The 16,976-nt window shown below is 70.2% G+C and carries 18 protein-coding genes; 1 reads left to right on the top strand and 17 read right to left on the bottom strand.

Annotation, left to right across the window (positions count from 1 at the left end):
• Positions 1-539: cob(I)yrinic acid a,c-diamide adenosyltransferase (locus FREUN1FDRAFT_RS33130; protein WP_006544716.1), on the top strand; the 539-nt coding region annotated here is incomplete at its 5' end.
• 368 nt (positions 540-907) lie between these two features.
• On the opposite strand, the gene FREUN1FDRAFT_RS33125 is transcribed toward FREUN1FDRAFT_RS33130, so the two are convergent.
• From FREUN1FDRAFT_RS33125 to rho, 17 genes are all read right to left on the bottom strand, one after another.
• Complete coding sequence (locus tag FREUN1FDRAFT_RS33125; protein WP_006544715.1) at positions 908-1,165, bottom strand: F0F1 ATP synthase subunit epsilon; 258 nt, start codon at positions 1,163-1,165, stop codon at positions 908-910.
• Positions 1,165-2,604, bottom strand: a complete 1,440-nt coding sequence (gene atpD, locus FREUN1FDRAFT_RS33120; protein WP_006544714.1) for a F0F1 ATP synthase subunit beta — start codon at positions 2,602-2,604, stop codon at positions 1,165-1,167. Before atpD ends, FREUN1FDRAFT_RS33125 begins: the two co-directional genes overlap by 1 nt.
• Positions 2,605-2,696: 92 nt before the next feature.
• Positions 2,697-3,593, bottom strand: a complete 897-nt coding sequence (locus FREUN1FDRAFT_RS33115; RefSeq protein WP_006544713.1) for a F0F1 ATP synthase subunit gamma — start codon at positions 3,591-3,593, stop codon at positions 2,697-2,699.
• Positions 3,594-3,596: 3 nt separating this feature from the next.
• Positions 3,597-5,255, bottom strand: a complete 1,659-nt coding sequence (gene atpA / locus FREUN1FDRAFT_RS33110; protein WP_006544712.1) for a F0F1 ATP synthase subunit alpha — start codon at positions 5,253-5,255, stop codon at positions 3,597-3,599.
• Positions 5,256-5,354: 99 nt separating this feature from the next.
• Positions 5,355-6,194 carry a F0F1 ATP synthase subunit delta gene (locus FREUN1FDRAFT_RS33105; protein ID WP_006544711.1) on the bottom strand — a complete coding sequence of 280 codons (840 nt, stop codon included), beginning with the start codon at positions 6,192-6,194 and terminating at the stop codon, positions 5,355-5,357.
• 2 nt (positions 6,195-6,196) lie between these two features.
• A complete protein-coding gene (locus FREUN1FDRAFT_RS33100) occupies positions 6,197-6,775 on the bottom strand; it encodes a F0F1 ATP synthase subunit B (protein ID WP_006544710.1) in 579 nt (192 codons plus the stop codon).
• 14 nt (positions 6,776-6,789) lie between these two features.
• Positions 6,790-7,038, bottom strand: a complete 249-nt coding sequence (locus FREUN1FDRAFT_RS33095) for an ATP synthase subunit C (protein ID WP_006544709.1) — start codon at positions 7,036-7,038, stop codon at positions 6,790-6,792.
• A 68-nt stretch (positions 7,039-7,106) separates the two neighbouring features.
• Positions 7,107-7,982, bottom strand: a complete 876-nt coding sequence (gene atpB / locus FREUN1FDRAFT_RS33090; RefSeq protein ID WP_006544708.1) for a F0F1 ATP synthase subunit A — start codon at positions 7,980-7,982, stop codon at positions 7,107-7,109.
• Positions 7,983-8,368: 386 nt separating this feature from the next.
• Entirely contained in the window at positions 8,369-8,656 is a 288-nt protein-coding gene (locus FREUN1FDRAFT_RS47065) for a hypothetical protein (RefSeq protein WP_232295523.1), read from the bottom strand.
• A gap of 75 nt (positions 8,657-8,731) precedes the next feature.
• Positions 8,732-9,226, bottom strand: a complete 495-nt coding sequence (locus FREUN1FDRAFT_RS33080) for a hypothetical protein (RefSeq protein WP_006544706.1) — start codon at positions 9,224-9,226, stop codon at positions 8,732-8,734.
• Positions 9,223-10,332, bottom strand: a complete 1,110-nt coding sequence (locus FREUN1FDRAFT_RS33075) for an MraY family glycosyltransferase (protein ID WP_006544705.1) — start codon at positions 10,330-10,332, stop codon at positions 9,223-9,225. The genes FREUN1FDRAFT_RS33080 and FREUN1FDRAFT_RS33075 overlap by 4 nt, the downstream gene beginning before the upstream one ends.
• A 99-nt stretch (positions 10,333-10,431) precedes the next feature.
• Entirely contained in the window at positions 10,432-11,688 is a 1,257-nt protein-coding gene (gene glyA / locus FREUN1FDRAFT_RS33070) for a serine hydroxymethyltransferase (protein ID WP_006544704.1), read from the bottom strand.
• A gap of 161 nt (positions 11,689-11,849) precedes the next feature.
• On the bottom strand, positions 11,850-12,503 hold the full coding sequence (locus FREUN1FDRAFT_RS33065; RefSeq protein WP_006544703.1) for an L-threonylcarbamoyladenylate synthase: 654 nt from the start codon (positions 12,501-12,503) through the stop codon (positions 11,850-11,852).
• Complete coding sequence (prmC, locus tag FREUN1FDRAFT_RS33060; RefSeq protein ID WP_006544702.1) at positions 12,500-13,588, bottom strand: peptide chain release factor N(5)-glutamine methyltransferase; 1,089 nt, start codon at positions 13,586-13,588, stop codon at positions 12,500-12,502. The genes FREUN1FDRAFT_RS33065 and prmC overlap by 4 nt, the downstream gene beginning before the upstream one ends.
• Positions 13,585-14,655, bottom strand: coding sequence for a peptide chain release factor 1 (prfA, locus tag FREUN1FDRAFT_RS33055; protein WP_006544701.1), 1,071 nt, complete (start codon positions 14,653-14,655; stop codon positions 13,585-13,587). The genes prmC and prfA overlap by 4 nt, the downstream gene beginning before the upstream one ends.
• Before the next feature lie 102 nt (positions 14,656-14,757).
• Complete coding sequence (gene rpmE, locus FREUN1FDRAFT_RS33050) at positions 14,758-14,994, bottom strand: 50S ribosomal protein L31 (RefSeq protein ID WP_006544700.1); 237 nt, start codon at positions 14,992-14,994, stop codon at positions 14,758-14,760.
• A gap of 243 nt (positions 14,995-15,237) precedes the next feature.
• Entirely contained in the window at positions 15,238-16,974 is a 1,737-nt protein-coding gene (gene rho, locus FREUN1FDRAFT_RS33045) for a transcription termination factor Rho (protein ID WP_006544699.1), read from the bottom strand.
• Positions 16,975-16,976: the final 2 nt, after the last annotated feature.

Here is a 16,976-nt window from a genome sequence, read left to right as displayed (position 1 = left end):
CGGCGCTGGGCGACATGTCGCGAGTGCCGAAGACGTCGGTACGGCTGGCGGCCTACGCGGACGTCGACGAGACGAACGCGGCGATCGGGGCGGCGCTCGCCCTCGGGGATCTCGGCGCTCTCGGGGAACTCGGCGCCGAGGTGCGCGAGACGCTCGCCCAGGTGCAGAACGACCTGTTCGACGTGGGCGCGGACCTGTGCTCCCCGGTGGTCGCGGACCCGAAGTACCCACCGCTGCGGATCACCGACACGTACGTCGACCGGTTGGAGGAGGCCTGCGACCGGTACAACGAGACGCTGGCGAAGCTGAACTCGTTCATCCTGCCGGGGGGCACTCCCGCCGCGTCGCTTCTCCACGTGGCACGCACCGTGGCCCGTCGGGCCGAACGGTCCTGCTGGGCACTGCTCGAGGCGGAGCCGGACAGCACGAACCCGCTGCCCGCCCGTTACCTGAACCGCCTGTCGGACCTGCTGTTCATCCTGTCGCGGGTCGCGAACCCCGACGGCGACGTGCTGTGGAAGCCGGGCGCCGGCGGCTGAGCGAACGCCGCCGGCAGGTTCGAGCACCCCGGCTGCTGGCTACCCCGCCGCACCACCGGAGGCTCAGCTCGTCCGAATAGTTGAGGATTTTGGTCGTTCCCACAACCGAAATCCTCAGCTCTTGCCCGGCCGCAACAGCAACCCCGGCGGCGGCCCGAAGCGGCGGCCCGAAGATCTGAGGACTTTGGTCGTCCCAGCAGCCAAAAAAAGCCTCAGATCTTGCCCGGGAGCAAGGCGCTCCGCGGAGAAGCGGAGAAGCGGTCGAACCCCGGGGGAAACGGATCTGGCCCGGGCTCGGCGCTGGCGGGGTGCCAGCACCGGAAACCGGGCCAGAGTCAGAACAACGATTCAGAACAAAGGAGTGCTGGTCAGGCGACCGTCGCGCTTTCCGCGAGGATGCTGACACCCTCCTTGGTGACGGACAGGAAGCCGCCGTCGACACCGGCGGAGATCTCCTGCGAGCCGACCTTCACGCGGACGACCTGGTCACGGACCAGGACCGCCAGCATCGGGACGTGGCCCGGCAGGACACCGATGTCGCCCTCGACGGTCCGGGCGACGACCATGTCGGCGTCGCCGGACCACACCTCCTGCTCGGGCGAGACGATCGCCACCCGCATCGGCATTACAGGTTCTCCGCGTTCTTCTCGGCGTCCTCGATCCCGCCGCACATGAAGAACGCCTGCTCGGGCAGGTGGTCGTAGTCACCCTGGGTGAGCCGGCGGAACGAGTCGATCGTCTCGTCGAGCGGGACGAACTTGCCGGGGATGCCGGTGAACTGCTCGGCCACGAAGAACGGCTGAGACAGGAACCGCTGGATACGACGGGCCCGATTGACGAGGATCTTGTCTTCTTCGGAGAGCTCGTCGATACCGAGGATGGCGATGATGTCCTGCAGGTCCTTGTAGCGCTGCAGGATCCGCTGCACCTCGCGGGCGGTGTCGTAGTGCGTCTGCCCGATGTAACGCGGGTCCAGGATTCGGGAGTTCGAGTCGAGCGGGCTCACGGCCGGGTAGATACCCAGGTCGGAGATCGATCGGTCGAGCACCGTCTGGGCGTCGAGGTGGGTGAACGTCGTCGCCGGCGCGGGGTCGGTCAGGTCGTCGGCGGGGACGTAGATCGCCTGCAGCGAGGTGATCGAGTGACCGCGGGTCGAGGTGATCCGCTCCTGCAGGACGCCCATCTCGTCGGCGAGCGTCGGCTGGTAGCCCACAGCGCTGGGCATCCGGCCGAGCAGCGTCGACACCTCGGAACCGGCCTGGGTGAACCGGAAGATGTTGTCGATGAAGAGAAGCACGTCCTGCTTCTGCACGTCCCGGAAGTACTCGGCCATGGTGAGGGCGCCGAGGGCGACCCGAAGCCGGGTGCCGGGCGGCTCGTCCATCTGGCCGAAGACGAGGGCGGTGTCCTCGATGACGCCGGCCTCGGTCATCTCCAGGAAGAGGTCGTTGCCCTCACGGGTGCGCTCGCCGACACCGGCGAACACCGAGACGCCACCGAACTCCTTGGCGACTCGACGGATCATCTCCTGGATGATGACGGTCTTGCCGACGCCGGCGCCGCCGAACAGACCGATCTTGCCGCCTCGTACGTACGGGGCGAGCAGGTCGATGACCTTGATGCCGGTGGTGAACATCTCGGTCTTCGACTCGAGCTGGTCGAAGGTCGGCGCCGAGCGGTGGATCGGCCAGTAGGTAGCGGCGTCGACCTTGTCGACGTCGAGCGGGTTGCCGAGCACGTTGAACACGTGCCCCTTGGTGGCGTCCCCGACCGGCACCGAGATCGGCGCGCCGGTGTCCTGCACCGGGGCGCCGCGGACGAGGCCGTCCGTCTGCTGCATGGAGATCGCGCGGACGGTGTTGTCCCCGATGTGCTGCGCGACCTCGAGGGTGAGGACCGCGGTCTGGCCATCGATGGTGCGCTCCACGTGCAGAGCGGTGTAGATCTCGGGCAGTTCGTCGGGTGCGAACTCGACGTCGACGACCGGTCCGATGACTCGGGCGACTCGGCCGATCCCCGGAGTCCGGCCCTCCGCCGTGGCCGGCGAGCTGGTGGTGACGGTCATGGCGTCCTCGGTTTCACTGTCGTTGCCCGCCGCCGCGGGCTTCGGGCTTGACGTTCGTCGGTGTCGACGGGCCGGAGTCCCACACCTGACTCCTAGTTGGCGGACGCCAGGGCGTTCGCGCCACCCACGATCTCGGAGATCTCCTGGGTGATCGCGTCCTGCCGGGCCCGGTTCGCGGCGCGGGTGTAGGTCTTGACCAGTTCCTCGGCGTTGTCGGTCGCCGACTTCATGGCGCGCTGGCGGGCGGCGGACTCGGAGGCCGCCGACTCCAGCAGGGCCGCGTACAGCCGGCTTTCGACGTACCGCGGCAGCAGCGCGTCGAGCACTGCCTCCGCCGACGGCTCGAACTCGTAGTTCGGCAACGGACCGCCGGGCGGCGGCTCGTTGTGCTCACGCAGCACCATCGGGAGCAGCCGGTGCGCGACCGCGGTCTGGGTCATCGCACTGACGTACTCGGTGAAGACGACGTGGATCTCGTCAACGCCGCCCTGGTCGGCCGGGGTGGTGAACGCCTCGATCAGCGCGTCCGCCACTGCCTTGGCATCGGTGTAGCCGGGCTGCTCGGAGAAGCCGGTGTACTCGCCGGCCAGCGAACGCCCGCGGAAGCGGTAGTAGGACACCGCCTTGCGGCCGACCGCGTAGAGCAGCGGCTCCTTGCCTTCCTCGCGCAGCAGCTCGGCGAGCTCACCGGCGCGCTTGAGCGCGTTCGAGCTGTAGCCGCCGGCCAGGCCGCGGTCGCTGGTGATCACGACCACGGCCGCGCGGGACGGCTGCGGGTGCTCGGTGGTGAGCGGATGGGCGATCGTCGTCTGCGACGCCACCGCGGTGATCACTCGGGTGATCTCATCCGCGTACGGCCGGGACGCGGTGACCCGCGCCCTGGCCTTGGCGATCCGCGAGGCGGCGATCAGCTCCATCGCCTTGGTGATCTTCTTGGTCGAGTTGACCGTCTTGATACGCCGCCGGTACTCCCGAAGCTGGCCCGCCATGGGTCAGCGGCCCTTGTTCTCGGACGGCTTCGGGTGGTGGACGGCGATCTCCTCACGCTCGACCGCGGACGGGTCGAGCGCCTCCGGGGTGGCCTCGTTCACCAGCGGGCTGCCGCTCGTCAGGGTGAACTGCTGCTTGAACTCGGCGATCGCCGAGGTCAGCGAGGCAACGGTGTCGTCACCGAGCTTGCCGGAGTTGACGATCGCGTCGTAGATGCCGCCGTGGGTCCGCCCGACGAAGTCGAGGAACTCGGCCTCGAAGCGGCGGATGTCCTCGACCGGCACGTCGTCCAGCTTGCCGGTGGTGCCGGCCCAGATGGAGACGACCTGGCGCTCGACGGAGAACGGCTTGTTCTGGGGCTGCTTGAGCAGCTCCACCAGCCGCGCACCGCGGGCGAGCTGGTCGCGCGAGGCCTTGTCCAGGTCGGAGCCGAACGCCGAGAAGGCCTCCAGCTCGCGGTACTGGGCCAGGTCGAGCCGAAGCCGGCCGGCGACCGACTTCATCGCCTTGACCTGCGCGCTACCACCCACTCGGGAGACCGAGGTACCGACGTTGATCGCCGGCCGGACGCCCTGGTTGAACAGGTCGGACTCCAGGAAGATCTGGCCGTCGGTGATCGAGATGACGTTCGTCGGGATGTAGGCCGAGATGTCGTTGGCCTTCGTCTCGATGATCGGCAGCCCGGTCAGCGAACCGCCGCCCAGCTCGTCCGAGAGCTTCGCGCAGCGCTCCAGCAGGCGGGAGTGCAAGTAGAAGACGTCGCCCGGGTAGGCCTCACGGCCCGGCGGGCGGCGCAGCAGCAGCGAGATGGCCCGGTAGGCCTCGGCCTGCTTGGAGAGGTCGTCGAAGACCACCAGCGCGTGCTGCCCGTTATACATCCAGTGCTGCCCGATGGCGGAACCGGTGTACGCGGCGATGTACTTGAAGCCGGCCGGCTCGTCCGCCGGGGCGGCGACGATGGTCGTGTAGGCCAGCGCGCCAGCCTCTTCAAGAGTGTTGACCACCTCGCGGATGGTCGACTTCTTCTGACCGATGGCGACGTAGACGCACTTGACCTGCTTCTTCGGGTCGCCGGACAGCCAGTTCTCGCGCTGGTTGATGATCGCGTCGATCGCGACCGTCGTCTTGCCGGTCTGCCGGTCGCCGATGATCAGCTGACGCTGACCACGGCCGATGGCGGTCATCGCGTCGATGGCCTTGATGCCGGTCTGCAGCGGCTCCTTGACGGGCTGGCGCTCCACGACCGTCGGCGCCTGCAGCTCGAGGGCACGGGTGCCCTCGGACGTGATGTCGCCGAGGCCGTCGATCGGCCGGCCCAGCGGGTCGACGACCCGACCGAGGAAGCCGTCGCCCACCGGGACGGCGAGGATCTCGCCGGTGCGGCGGACCTCCTGGCCCTCCTCGATGTGCTCGGCCTCGCCGAGGATGACGCAGCCGATCTCGCCGACCTCGAGGTTGAGCGCGAGGCCCAGCACGCCGCCGTGGAACTCCAGCAGCTCGTTGGTCATCGTGTGCGGAAGGCCTTCGACCCGCGCGATCCCGTCACCGGTCACGACAACGCGGCCGACCTCCTCCCGTTCACCGGAGGTGGCCTGGAAGGAGTCGACGTACTCCCGGAGGGCGTCGCGGATCTCCTCCGGCCGGATGGACAGCTCAGTCATCGCGTTGGTCCTTCATGGCTGACGTGGATCTGGTCATAGGTCGTCACTGCCGGCCCTGGCCTCGGGCCCGGTCTGCGCTCGCCCATCGCGCGTCCAGGCCTAGCCCGTCAGCCCGCGGCGGGCCGCGGCGAGCCGGCGCAGGACGGTGCCGTCCACGACCTCGTCGCCGACCCGCACGGACAGACCGCCGAGGATGGACGGGTCGAGGTCGATCTGGAGCTGGATCTGCCGGCCGAAGAAGCGACTGACGGCCGCCTTCAGCCTTGCGATCTGGTCTTCGTCGAGCACGCTCGCGGTGCGGACCACCGCGACGACCCGTCCGCGGCGGGCGGCCGCGATCCGGCTCAGATTCTCCAGACGCCGTTCGACGTCCCCCTGCGAGGGGTCGGCGGTCGCCTGCTGAGCCAGCCGGACGGTCACCGGGTGGGCCCGGCCGGACAACAGCCGGGACACCAGTGCGACCTTCGCCGACGCCGGCGCGGCCGGATCGGTGAGCGCGAGGGAGAGCTGCGGGTTCTGCCCGAGGATCCGGCCGAACCGGAACAGCTCGTCCTCCACCTCGTCCAGCACGTCAGCCGCCTGCGCCTCGGCCAGGGTGGCCTCGACCGCGAGCTCCTCCAGTGCGAGGCGCAGGTCGATCGGCCGGGACCAGCGGCCGGAGACGGCCGCTGAGACCACGGAGAGCGACGCCGGGCTGATCTGGGTGCCGAACAGGCGGCTGGCGAGACCCGCCCGCGACTGCGCCGGCGCACCGGGATCGGTCAGCGCACGGCGCACCGTCGCCTCACGACCGACGAGTGCCGCGACCGCTCCGAGCTCCTCGGCGATCGAGCGCACGTCCGGCTGCCCCGAGCCGGTGGCGGCACCGACCGGCACCGCCGTCACCTGGTCGAGGACCGACCGGGCGGCGGCGAGTGACTGCCGGCTGGCTCCCTCCACCGTCAGGCCCCCGGCCCGGCCGGGACGGCCGCGGGACGCGGCGCCTCGTCGAGACCCGCAATGAAGTCGTCGACGAGCTGCCGCTGGCTCGCGTCGCTCTCAAGCTCGTGCCCGACGATGCGGGTGGCGAGCTCCAGCGCGATCTCGCCGATCTCGCGGCGCACCGACGCCACGACCTGGGCCCGTTCGGCCACCAGTGTCGCGTCGGCGCGTTCCCGGATCTCGGCGACCTCCTGCTGGGCCTGCGCGCGCAGTTCCTCGACGATCTGCCGCCCCTGGGCCTGGGCGTCCTCGCGGATGCGGGCCGCCTCGGTCCGGGCTTCGGCGAGCTGGGAGCGGTACTGCTCGAGCAGGACCTGTGCCTCCGCCTGCGCCGTCTCGGCGCGCTTGAGGCCACCTTCGATGCGTTCGGTCCGTTCCGCATAGGTCTTGCGGACCTGCGGATAGATCTTCCAGAAGAAGAAGCCCACGAGCAGGCCGAAGGCCAGCAGGCCGACGATCAGCTCAGCGAGCGGCGGTACAAGGACGCTGTCCTCGTGCGCCGCGCCTTCTTCGGCGGCGAGAATGAGTGTCTGCAGCACAGGGCGCCCCGGACTCAGGTGAAGACGAACGGCACGACGAAGCCGATGAGGGCGAGCGCCTCAACGACGGCGAAGCCGATCAGCATGTAGCGGAAAGCCACCTGCTCGGCCTCGGGCTGGCGAGCGATCGCCTGAACACCCAGACCGAAGATGATGCCGACGCCGATGCCGGGACCAAGGGTGGCGATGCCGTAGGCCACCGTCCCGATGTTGCCGCTGATGGCGTCATCAGCGGCGAGCAACGCGGACGCGGAAAGAGACATCGTTGTTATCCGTCCTTCTGTGGTCAATGCACCGGGGATCTCCCACGGTGCGCGTGGGTCGTTTGGCTTCAGGCCCGCGCCACCGCGACAGCGGCGACCGGTTCGCTGTGTTCGTGGTCGTGGGCGTGGTCCGCACCGTGGTCGCCGCCGTGCGAGGAGATCGCTCCGCCGATGTAGGCGGCTGTCAGGACCGTGAAGATATAGGCCTGCAGGACGTCGATCATCAACTCGAAGGCGGTCAGGCCGATTGCCACCACGCCGGAGACCACACCGAAGATGAACTGCGGCTTGGGCAGCAGGTAGTCGGCACCGAGAGCGAACACGAGCAGCAGCATGTGGCCGGCGAACATGTTGGCGAACAGTCGGATGGCCAGCGTGGCGGGCCGGGCGACGATGGTCGAGACGAACTCGATGGGCGCCAGGATGATCTTGACGAACAACGGGGCGGTCGGCGCCGGGACCAGCATGTCCTTGAAGTAGGCACCGAACCCGTGCTCGCGGATACCGACGACGTTGAAGATCACCCAGCTGGTCAGCGCCAGGATCAGCGGAACCGCGATCCGGGACGTCACCGGGAACTGGGCGACCGGAATGACCGCCAGGACGTTCGCGACCAGGATGAAGCAGAAGAGAATGGTCAGGTACGGGGCAAAGGTCTTACCCCGCTCCCCGATCACGTTCCGCGCGATCGAGATGTCGACGAAGTCGTAGATCGACTCACAGAAGTTCTGCAGGCCGCGCGGCACCAGCGTCGCCTTGCGGAACCCCAGCCAGAGGAAGCCTCCGACGAAGAGCGCCACGAACAGCGTCAGCGCGGTCCACTTGTTGAAGTAGAAGTCGATCGGTCCCAGGTCGAACTCGAACCAGCTCTTCGGCTTGAAGACATCGGGAGTCGGCCCGTGGAAGCCATCGTCGGCCGCCAAGAGCACCGATCCGCTCGGCACTTCCGATACCTCCAAGATCATTTATGCTGACAAAGTTCGCGATCCCCCCAGGGCTGGATCGACCTCACCCTATACGGGATGGGCCGCCGCCCCGGGCAATCAAAGACAAGCGGAGGACCGCTGAGCACTACCCGTTCAGAGCTTCGGTGGCAGGGGACTCACTGTCCCGGTACCGATGCGGTCGAAGCGGGGCGCCCAGTGCCGACAGCATCCACAGACGCTCCTCGACAGGGCAGATGCTATCCGGCCGGGCGCGTGAGAGCACTCGTTGCAGGACTAAGATCTCCGACGGACGGTCGAACGTTCATCTTCCGTTGGGTTTTTGGACATATTGTCACACTACGTTGTCGATGCGTCGCCCAACGGCCCGTCAACGACACTCTCCGTCAACGGCGCGCGCCGAAACGGTAGATGACCAGATAGAGCGAGGCGACCATACCGACGACAAGCCCGATCGGAAAGAACACGGGGCCGAAGCCCGCCAGGTGATCGACACCAAAACCCACCAGCCCCCAGAACCCACCGCCGGCCACGAGTGTGCCGATGATGCCCCAGGCCTCTCCCGGCGGCGGGCCGGCATCGACCGGACCCGATCTTAGTCTTTCATCCTTTTCACCACTGCCCTTTTTGCCCGAATGGCCGCGATTCCGCCCATTGGTGCTGTCCGCCGCCACGTTGCGCCTAATCCGGGCTGACGACCTGTCCAGGGCCGCACCCACCTCGGACTGCCTGCGGCTGACCATGCTTGCCTACAGCTCCTCATGTGACGGTGCGGCCGCGGCCGAGGTGCCCCCGGACGGGCGCCCCTGGGCGGAGAAAAGCGGCGCGACCCGGGACGGATCGAAGGTCTGCGGATCGTAGAACGGCACCCGCAGCCGGGCGGCGACCCACACCTCGGCCCCCACCCAGCACAGTGTGGCCGCCATGATCGACCAGGCGAAGCTCGGCAGGTCGATCGCGGTCGCGTCCCGCAGGGCGAGCAGGACCACGCCGAGGACGGCCACCTTCGCCGCGTAGACGCCGAGCGCCGCCGGCAGCAGCATCGTGGTGGCGCCACGGCGGGCCACCGCGACCAGAGCGAGCTTGCCCAGCGCGAAGAAGGCCGCGACCAGGCCGACGGCGAGGGCGGCCCCCGCCACCCCGGACGCACCCCGCAGGACACCCCCGAGGGTCAGCACGACGACCAGCAGGGCCGCCATCGCGCACAGGCCGGCGCGCAGCGCGGGCAGCGCGGTGGCGATCATGCCCGACGCGCCGCTCGCTGCCCGGTGAGCAGCAGGGCGACCAGCGCGAGCAGGCCCACACCGACGGTCGCGGCGAGGATCGGGAGCGGCGAGTCCGAGAAAGATGCCGCCACTCCCCCGAAGCCGACGAGCGCGGCCCAGAAGTACATCAGCAGAACCGCCCTGACATGGGAGTTTCCGATGGAAAGAATTCGATGATGTAGATGCATTTTGTCCGCAGCGAACGGCGAGCGACCCGCCTTCGTGCGCCGGATCACCGCCAGCCCGAAGTCCAGCACCGGCACGGCGAGCACCGCGAGCGGAATCGCCAGCGGGATAAGCGACGGTAGCTGCCGGGAGGGTCCAGCGTAACCCCCGTACGCGACCTGACCCGTCACCGAGATCATCGAGGCCGCCGAAAGGAGCCCGATGAGCATCGATCCCGAGTCCCCCATGAACAGCCGGGCCGGATTGAAGTTGTGCGGCAGGAAGCCTACGCAGACACCCGCCGTGACAGCCGCGAGCAGGGCCGCCGGCGAGGCCCGGTAGAAACCGTTGATCACCGCGATCTGATAGGCGAAGTAGAAGGTCGCCCCGGCCGCGATCGCGGCGACGCCGGCGGCGAGCCCGTCCAGGCCGTCGATGAAGTTCATCGCGTTGACCAGGATGAGCGTCGCGAGAATGGACAGCGGCACAGCGGTTTCGGGCCCGAAGCTGATGGTTGTCTGGCTGTCCCGGTCGATCGCGAAGGACCATTGCACACCCAGCAGAACCATGACCCCCGCCGCGGCCACCTGGCCCGCGAGCTTGGTCAGCGAGTCCAGCTCCCAGCGGTCGTCGGCCACCCCGAGCAGGCAGATCAGCGTCCCCGCGACGAGCACCGCCCTCGTCTCCGACCAGTCCTGGGAGACCACGGAGAGAAAGGGGAGCCGGTCCGCTACCTCGAGGCCGGCGTAGAGCCCGGCGAGCATCGCCAGACCGCCGAGGCGCGGCGTCGGGGTCGCGTGCACGTCGCGGGCCCGCGGCCACGCGACCGCACCGATGCGGAAGGCGATCCAGCGGGCGACCGGAGTCGTGAGGAAGGTGACCGCCGCCGCGACCGCGAAGACGAGCAGGTACTCGCGCATGTCAACTCATTCCGCAGTTCATCGTTCGCGCACTCGGTGCGCCCCCTCGGTGCAGGTCCCCAGACAGGGCCGGTCGGACGGATGGTTGTTCCCGGCCCGCTACCTCGGATACGCGGGGAAACGCGTGACCAGCGCGGCCACCGCCGCCGTCACCTCCGGCGCGGATCCCGGCTCGCGGACAGCCCGGGAGATCAGGCTGGAGATCTCCTTCATCTCACCCTCCCGCATGCCCTGGGTCGTCACCGACGGGGTGCCGACCCGGACACCGGACGAGACCGCGGGCGGTTGCGGATCGAACGGGATGGCGTTCTTGTTGAGCGTGATGCCCGCCGCGCCGCAGCGTGCCTCCGCCTCGCGGCCGGTGACGCCCAGCTCCTGAAGATCGAGCAGGGCGAGATGGGTGTCGGTGCCACCGGCGACCGGTCGCAGCCCCTCGGCGGCGAGCCCGCCCGCCAGCGCCTGCGCGTTGGCGACCACCTGCCGCGCGTATGCCGCGTACTCGGCGGTGGCGGCCTCCCGCAGGGCCACCGCCTTGGCCGCGATCGCGTGCATCAGCGGGCCACCCTGGCTGAACGGGAAGACCGCCTTGTCGATGCGCGACGCCAGCTCCTCCCGGCAGAGGATCATGCCCCCGCGCGGCCCCCGCAGGACCTTGTGGGTCGTGGCGCTGACGACATCCGCGTAGGGCACCGGGCTGGGCACCGCACCACCGGCGACCAGGCCGATGAAGTGCGCCGCGTCGACCAGCAGCCAGGCTCCCACCTCGTCGGCGATCGAGCGGAAAGCGGCGAAGTCGATCAGCCGCGGGTACGCCGTCGCACCACAGATGATCATCTTGGGCCGGTGCTGCAGGGCGAGCTGACGGACCTCGTCGTAGTCGATGAGCTCGGTGTCCCGGCGGACTCCGTAGCCCACGACATCGAACCAGCGGCCGGAGAAGTTCACCCGGCTGCCGTGGGTGAGGTGCCCGCCGTGCGGCAGAGACATCGCCAGCACCGTGTCGCCCGGCGTGAGCAGAGCCGCATAGACGGCGAAGTTCGCCTGGGCGCCGGAATGCGGCTGCAGGTTCGCGTGATCGGCGCCGAACAGGGCCCGCGCCCGCGCGATCCCGATCTCCTCGGCACGGTCGACGACCTCGCAGCCGCCGTAGTACCGGCGCCCCGGATAGCCCTCGGCGTACTTGTTCGACAGGGTCGAGCCCAGCGCCGCGAGCACCGCCGGAGAGGTCAGGTTCTCACTGGCGATCAGCTGCAGACCGCCGCGGAGCCGGTCGAGCTCGCCCAGCACGACCGAGGCGATCTCGGGATCGGTGGCCCGCAGCTGGTCGAAGTCCGGGCCCCAGAACGGGGTGCTCATGATGCGTTCACCTCCCGCGGCTGCAACGCCAGGATAAGTCCGGCCGCCGCGGCACCGCGCGTCGCCGCCATCCCATCCGGCCGGGCATCGGCCCGCCGCACCACCGGAACACCTGCGGGCACAGGGCCGACGGCGGCCGGGAGTCGACGACTGCCGGGCGGTCAGCGGCGCACGGGCTCCTGGATGTGCGGCACCACCGAGCGCAGCGCCTCGATGTCCACCGCGCCCTCCCGGACGACCACCGGGACGGTCCCGGTGCAGTCCAGGATCGTCGAGGCCTTGCCGACCGGCGTCCGGCCCCCGTCGAGGTAGACGTCGACCGCACCGCCGAGCTGCGCGAGCGCGTCCTGGGCCGTCGTCGCGGGCGGGCGCCCGCTGATGTTCGCGCTGGACACGGCCATCGGGCCGGTCCTGGTCAGCAGCTCGATCGCCACCGGGTGCAACGGCATCCGGACCGCGACCGTGCCCCGGGCGTCGCCAAGATCCCAGCTCAGCGACGGCGCGTGGTTGACCACCAGCGTCAGCCCGCCCGGCCAGAAGGCCCGCACGAGGTCACGGACCTGATCGGTGACCTGCTCGACCAGGCCGTCGAGGGTCCGCCAGGAGCCGACCAGCACCGGGACGGGCATGTCACGGCCCCGGCCCTTCGCCCCGAGCAGGCACCCCACCGCAACCGGGTCGAAGGCGTCCGCACCGATGCCGTACAGCGTGTCCGTGGGCAGCACCACAAGCCTGCCGCTGCGGACGGCGGCCGTGGCGGCGTCGAGTCCGGCGGCGCGTCGATCCTGCTCCGCGCAGTTGAACACCTGCATCATGCGTCCTCTCCGGCGCCGCGCGGCCGGCCCCGCTCCGGCGGGTTCCAGCGTGCCGTGACGAACCTGTCCCGCCCGGCGAGATCAGGATGATCAACGATATGAGACCACGGGCTGGCCCATCCCGCGCCGCCGGACGGCCCGCTCGCGGCCGGCCCGCCCTCGGCCAGCAGGGCGGGAACGGCCTGGCCGTGCTCGTCAGCGTGCTCCATGACCAGCACGCCGCCCGGGCGCAGCAGGGCGGCGGCGGCGGCCACGACAGCCCGGGGGCCGTCCAGCCCGTCCGGCCCGCCCCACAGCGCCGCCGGCGGGTCATGGCGGCCCACCTCGGGCTCGACCAGTGCGCGGTCGCGGTCGGGAAGATAGGGAGGGTTGCTGACCACGAGGTCGACCCGCCCCGCCAGGTCCGCGAGCGCCACCCGCACCGGCGGCGCTGACGGGCGCCCGGCGCCGCCGCCGGTGTATGCGTCTGCGTCTGCGTCTGCGGAGATGCCGACATCAGCGTGGTGCACGTGCACCGGGAGCCCGGTGCGCTCGACGTTGCGGCGCAGCCAGCCGAGCGCTGACGGCTCGACCTCGACCGCGTGGACCTGGGCGGCCGGGAGCTCGTCGGCCAGGGCCAGGGCGATGGCACCCGATCCAGAGCACAGATCAACACAGACCGGACGGGCGACCGCGAGCGAGCGCAGCGCCTCGAGCGCGCCCTCGACGACCCACTCCGTCTCCGGGCGCGGGATGAAAACCCCCGGGCCAACGGCGATGTCCAGCCGGCGGAAGCCTGCGACACCGGTCAGGTGCTGCAGGGGAACCCGGCCCGCCCGCCGTTCGACCAGTGCCCGAAGCTCGGCCGCCGCGGCGGCGTCGATCCGGTCGACCAGGGCCAGCCGGCCGCGGGAGACCTCCAGCACGTGTGCGGCGAGCTGCTCCGCGTCGCCGCGGGGACTGGCCACACCGGCGGCCTCCAGACGTGCCGCGGCGGCGGTCAGCTCATCGCGCAGAAGCACAGGACGACCGCCGATCGCCATCGAGTGGTCGCCGACCGCCGCTAGGACATCGCTGCCCGCCTGCGCGGTCCGCGGCAGGGTCACGGAGCCGCCACCATCCGGGCTGCCTGGTCCGCCTCGATCAGGGCATCCACCACGGCGTCGAGGTCTCCGTCGAGCACCTGCTCGAGGTTGTGCGCCTTGTAGTTGATCCGGTGGTCGCTGATCCGGTTCTCCGGGAAGTTGTACGTACGGATCTTCTCGGAGCGGTCCACGGTGCGCACCTGGCTCGCCCGGGCGGCGGCGGCCTCCGACTCGGCCTTCTCCCGGGCTGCGGCGAGCAGCCGCGACCGCAGGATGCGCATCGCAGACTCCTTGTTCTGGAGCTGGCTCTTCTCGTTCTGGCAGGAGACGACCACCCCGGTCGGCAGGTGGGTGATGCGCACGGCCGAGTCGGTGGTGTTCACGCTCTGACCGCCCGGGCCGGAGGAGCGGAAGACGTCGATGCGCAGGTCGTTCGGATCGACGTCGACGTCGACGTCGGCCGCCTCGGGGAGGACCAGGACCCCGGCCGCGGAGGTGTGGATCCGCCCCGCCGACTCCGTCACCGGCACCCGCTGCACCCGGTGCACCCCGCCCTCGAAGCGCAGCCGCCCGAAGACACCCTGGCCGGGACCGGCGGAGCCGCGGGCCTTCACCGCGACGCTCACATCCCGGTAGCCGCCGAGATCGCTCGGGTTCGCGTCCAGGATCTCGGTGCGCCACCCGCGCCGCTCGGCGTACCGCAGGTACATCCGCAGCAGGTCGCCGGCGAACAGCGCCGACTCCTCGCCGCCGGCGCCGGCCTTGACCTCGAGAATGGCGTCCCGGCTGTCGTCGGGGTCGGTCGGCACGAGGTAGGCGCGCAGGCGGCTGGCGAGCTCGGCCCGACTGTCCTCCAGCGCCGTGATCTCGTCACGGAACGACGCGTCCTGCTCGGCCAGCTCACGGGCCGCTTCCAGGTCACCCTCGACGCTCTCCAGCCGCAGGGCGAGATCGACCGGGGTGGCAAGCTCGGCGTACCGACGACTGAGCTCCCGCGCCACCGACGGATCGTTGTGAATGGCAGGATCCGCCAGCCGCTTCTCGATGTCGGCATGCTCGGCGATCATGCTCGCGAGCGGGGAGGTCATCGCTGTTCCTTCAGTCATCGGGCCGTGCAGCATCGGGGCCGTGCAGCCGCCAGGACGCGAACGGCGCCCGCCCGGGGGTCCGGAACGGGCGCCGTGGACGGCCTACTTCGCGCCGCCGGCCTTGTCGCCGGGCCGGCGCCGACCAAAGCGACGCTCGAACTTCTCCACACGACCACCGACGTCCATGATCTTCTGCTTGCCCGTGTAGAACGGGTGGCACTGCGAGCAGACCTCGGCGCTGATCGCGGCGTTGTCCTTGGTCGAGCGCGTGGTGAACGTGCTCCCGCAGGTGCAGGTCACGACGGTCTCGTGGTACGTCGGGTGAATGTCAGCCTTCATGGTCCCTCTTCCGATGTGGCCGCCGGGTCGCCGCCGCGGGCGCGGAGGGCGTGAACCGGAGCCGCTGTTCCAGTAACGCTGGTGTGTCGCTGGTGTTCCCAGTCTGCCAGACCCGTCCGACCGGACCCGGTCAGCAGCTCTCGACAACGCCTCCGGCGGGCCTCGATGTTCCCCGGGGCCCGTCGGAGGCGTTGTCGCGCCGATCCGCGCCGGTCAGTGAGCCTTTCCGGCGACGGAACAGGCTCAGTCCTGCGGCGGCGCCGTCTTCGCGATCTGCATCAGGAACTCGTAGTTCGTCCTGCTCTGCTTGAGCCGGTCGAGCAGCAGGTCAAGCGCCTGCTGCGGCTCCCGGGTGTGCAGGACGCGCCGCAGCTTGTGCATGATCACAAGCTCCTCGGGCGCCAGCAGGATCTCCTCCTTGCGGGTACCGGAGGCGTCGACGTCCACCGCCGGGAAGGTCCGCTTGTCGGCGATCTTGCGGTCGAGCTTGAGCTCGGCGTTGCCGGTGCCCTTGAACTCCTCGAAGATGACCGTGTCCATCGTCGACCCGGTCTCGACCAGCGCGGTCGCGATGATCGTCAGCGAGCCGCCGTTCTCGATGTTGCGCGCCGCGCCGAGGAACCGCTTCGGCGGGTAGAGCGCCGTCGAGTCGACACCACCGGACAGGATCCGCCCGGACGCCGGCGCCGCCAGGTTGTAGGCACGGCCGAGCCGGGTGATCGAGTCCAGCAGGACGACGACGTCATGCCCCAGCTCGACGAGCCGCTTGGCCCGCTCGATGGACAGCTCGGCCACGTTGGTGTGGTCGGCCGGCGGGCGGTCGAAGGTCGAGGCGATGACCTCACCCTTCACCGACCGCTGCATGTCGGTGACCTCCTCGGGACGCTCGTCGACGAGCACGACCATGAGGTGGCATTCGGGGTTGTTCGTGGTGATCGCGTTCGCGATCGCCTGCAGGACCATCGTCTTGCCGGCCTTCGGCGGGCTGACGATCAGTGCCCGCTGACCCTTGCCGATCGGCATCACCAGGTCGATGACCCGGGTGGTCAGCATGTGCGGCTCGGTCTCCAGCCGCAGCCGCTCCTGCGGGTACAGCGGGGTGAGCTTGTGGAACTCCGGCCGGCCGCGAGCCTCGTCCGGCTCCATGCCGTTGATCGTGTCGAGCCGGACCAGCGCGTTGTACTTGTCCCGGCGCTGCTCGCCCTCCTGCGGCGCGCGCACGACTCCGGTGATGGCGTCGCCGCGACGCAGGCCGTTGCGCCGAACCTGGGCGAGGCTGACGTACACGTCCGTCGGACCGGTCAGGTACCCGCTTGTCCGGATGAACGCGTAGTTGTCGAGCACGTCGAGGATGCCCGCGACCGGCACGAGGACGTCGTCCTCGCGCACCGTCGGCTCGGTGTCGGCCGGGCCGCCCTGGCCACCGCGCCCACGGTTGCGGCCACGCTCGCGGAATCGGCCGCGACGCCGGCTGCCGAACTCGTCGTCGCCCTGACCCGCGCCATCGCCCGGCACGGAGGAGCGGTCCCCGGCGGGGGCCCGGTCACCGGAGCGCGTCCGGTCCGCGCCACCGCGGTCACGGTCGCCGCCGCGGTCACGGTCACCGCTGCGGTCACGGTCACCGGTCCGGTCACGGTCACCGGTCCGGTCACGGTCACGGTCAGCCGCGGGCTGCGAACGACCCTGACGGTCGTTGCCGGATCGGTCCGCCCGGTCGCCCGAACGGTCCCGGTCGCCGGACCGGTCACGGTCGCCGGACCGATCCCGATCGCCGGACCGATCCCGATCGCCGGACCGATCCCGGTCAGCGGAACGGTCCGCCCGGTCACGGTCGCCGGAGCGCTCCCGGCGGTCGTCGCGGCTGCGGGTGGGGGTCTCGGAAGCGCCGGCCGCGGCACGCGGCGCAGCGGCCACCGGCGCGGTCGCAGTCGCGGTCGCGGCCTCGGCGGCGGCCTCGGGGGCGGACAGCCTCCTCAGCAGGC

The organism is Parafrankia sp. EUN1f (assembly GCF_000177675.1).
In the GTDB taxonomy this organism is placed as follows: domain Bacteria; phylum Actinomycetota; class Actinomycetes; order Frankiales; family Frankiaceae; genus Parafrankia.
This window is presented reverse-complemented; position numbering and strand designations above follow the sequence as displayed.

Excerpts from the sequence above, each read along its gene's own strand:
- FREUN1FDRAFT_RS33125 (WP_006544715.1), bottom strand. The coding sequence starts at position 1,165 with ATGCCGATGCGGGTGGCGATCGTCTCGCCCGAGCAGGAGGTGTGGTCC.
- atpD (WP_006544714.1), bottom strand. The coding sequence starts at position 2,604 with ATGACCGTCACCACCAGCTCGCCGGCCACGGCGGAGGGCCGGACTCCG.
- FREUN1FDRAFT_RS33115 (WP_006544713.1), bottom strand. The coding sequence starts at position 3,593 with ATGGCGGGCCAGCTTCGGGAGTACCGGCGGCGTATCAAGACGGTCAAC.
- atpA (WP_006544712.1), bottom strand. The coding sequence starts at position 5,255 with ATGACTGAGCTGTCCATCCGGCCGGAGGAGATCCGCGACGCCCTCCGG.
- FREUN1FDRAFT_RS33095 (WP_006544709.1), bottom strand. The coding sequence starts at position 7,038 with ATGTCTCTTTCCGCGTCCGCGTTGCTCGCCGCTGATGACGCCATCAGC.
- FREUN1FDRAFT_RS33080 (WP_006544706.1), bottom strand. The coding sequence starts at position 9,226 with ATGATCGCCACCGCGCTGCCCGCGCTGCGCGCCGGCCTGTGCGCGATG.
- FREUN1FDRAFT_RS33075 (WP_006544705.1), bottom strand. The coding sequence starts at position 10,332 with ATGCGCGAGTACCTGCTCGTCTTCGCGGTCGCGGCGGCGGTCACCTTC.
- glyA (WP_006544704.1), bottom strand. The coding sequence starts at position 11,688 with ATGAGCACCCCGTTCTGGGGCCCGGACTTCGACCAGCTGCGGGCCACC.
- FREUN1FDRAFT_RS33065 (WP_006544703.1), bottom strand. The coding sequence starts at position 12,503 with ATGATGCAGGTGTTCAACTGCGCGGAGCAGGATCGACGCGCCGCCGGA.
- prfA (WP_006544701.1), bottom strand. The coding sequence starts at position 14,655 with ATGACCTCCCCGCTCGCGAGCATGATCGCCGAGCATGCCGACATCGAG.
- rpmE (WP_006544700.1), bottom strand. The coding sequence starts at position 14,994 with ATGAAGGCTGACATTCACCCGACGTACCACGAGACCGTCGTGACCTGC.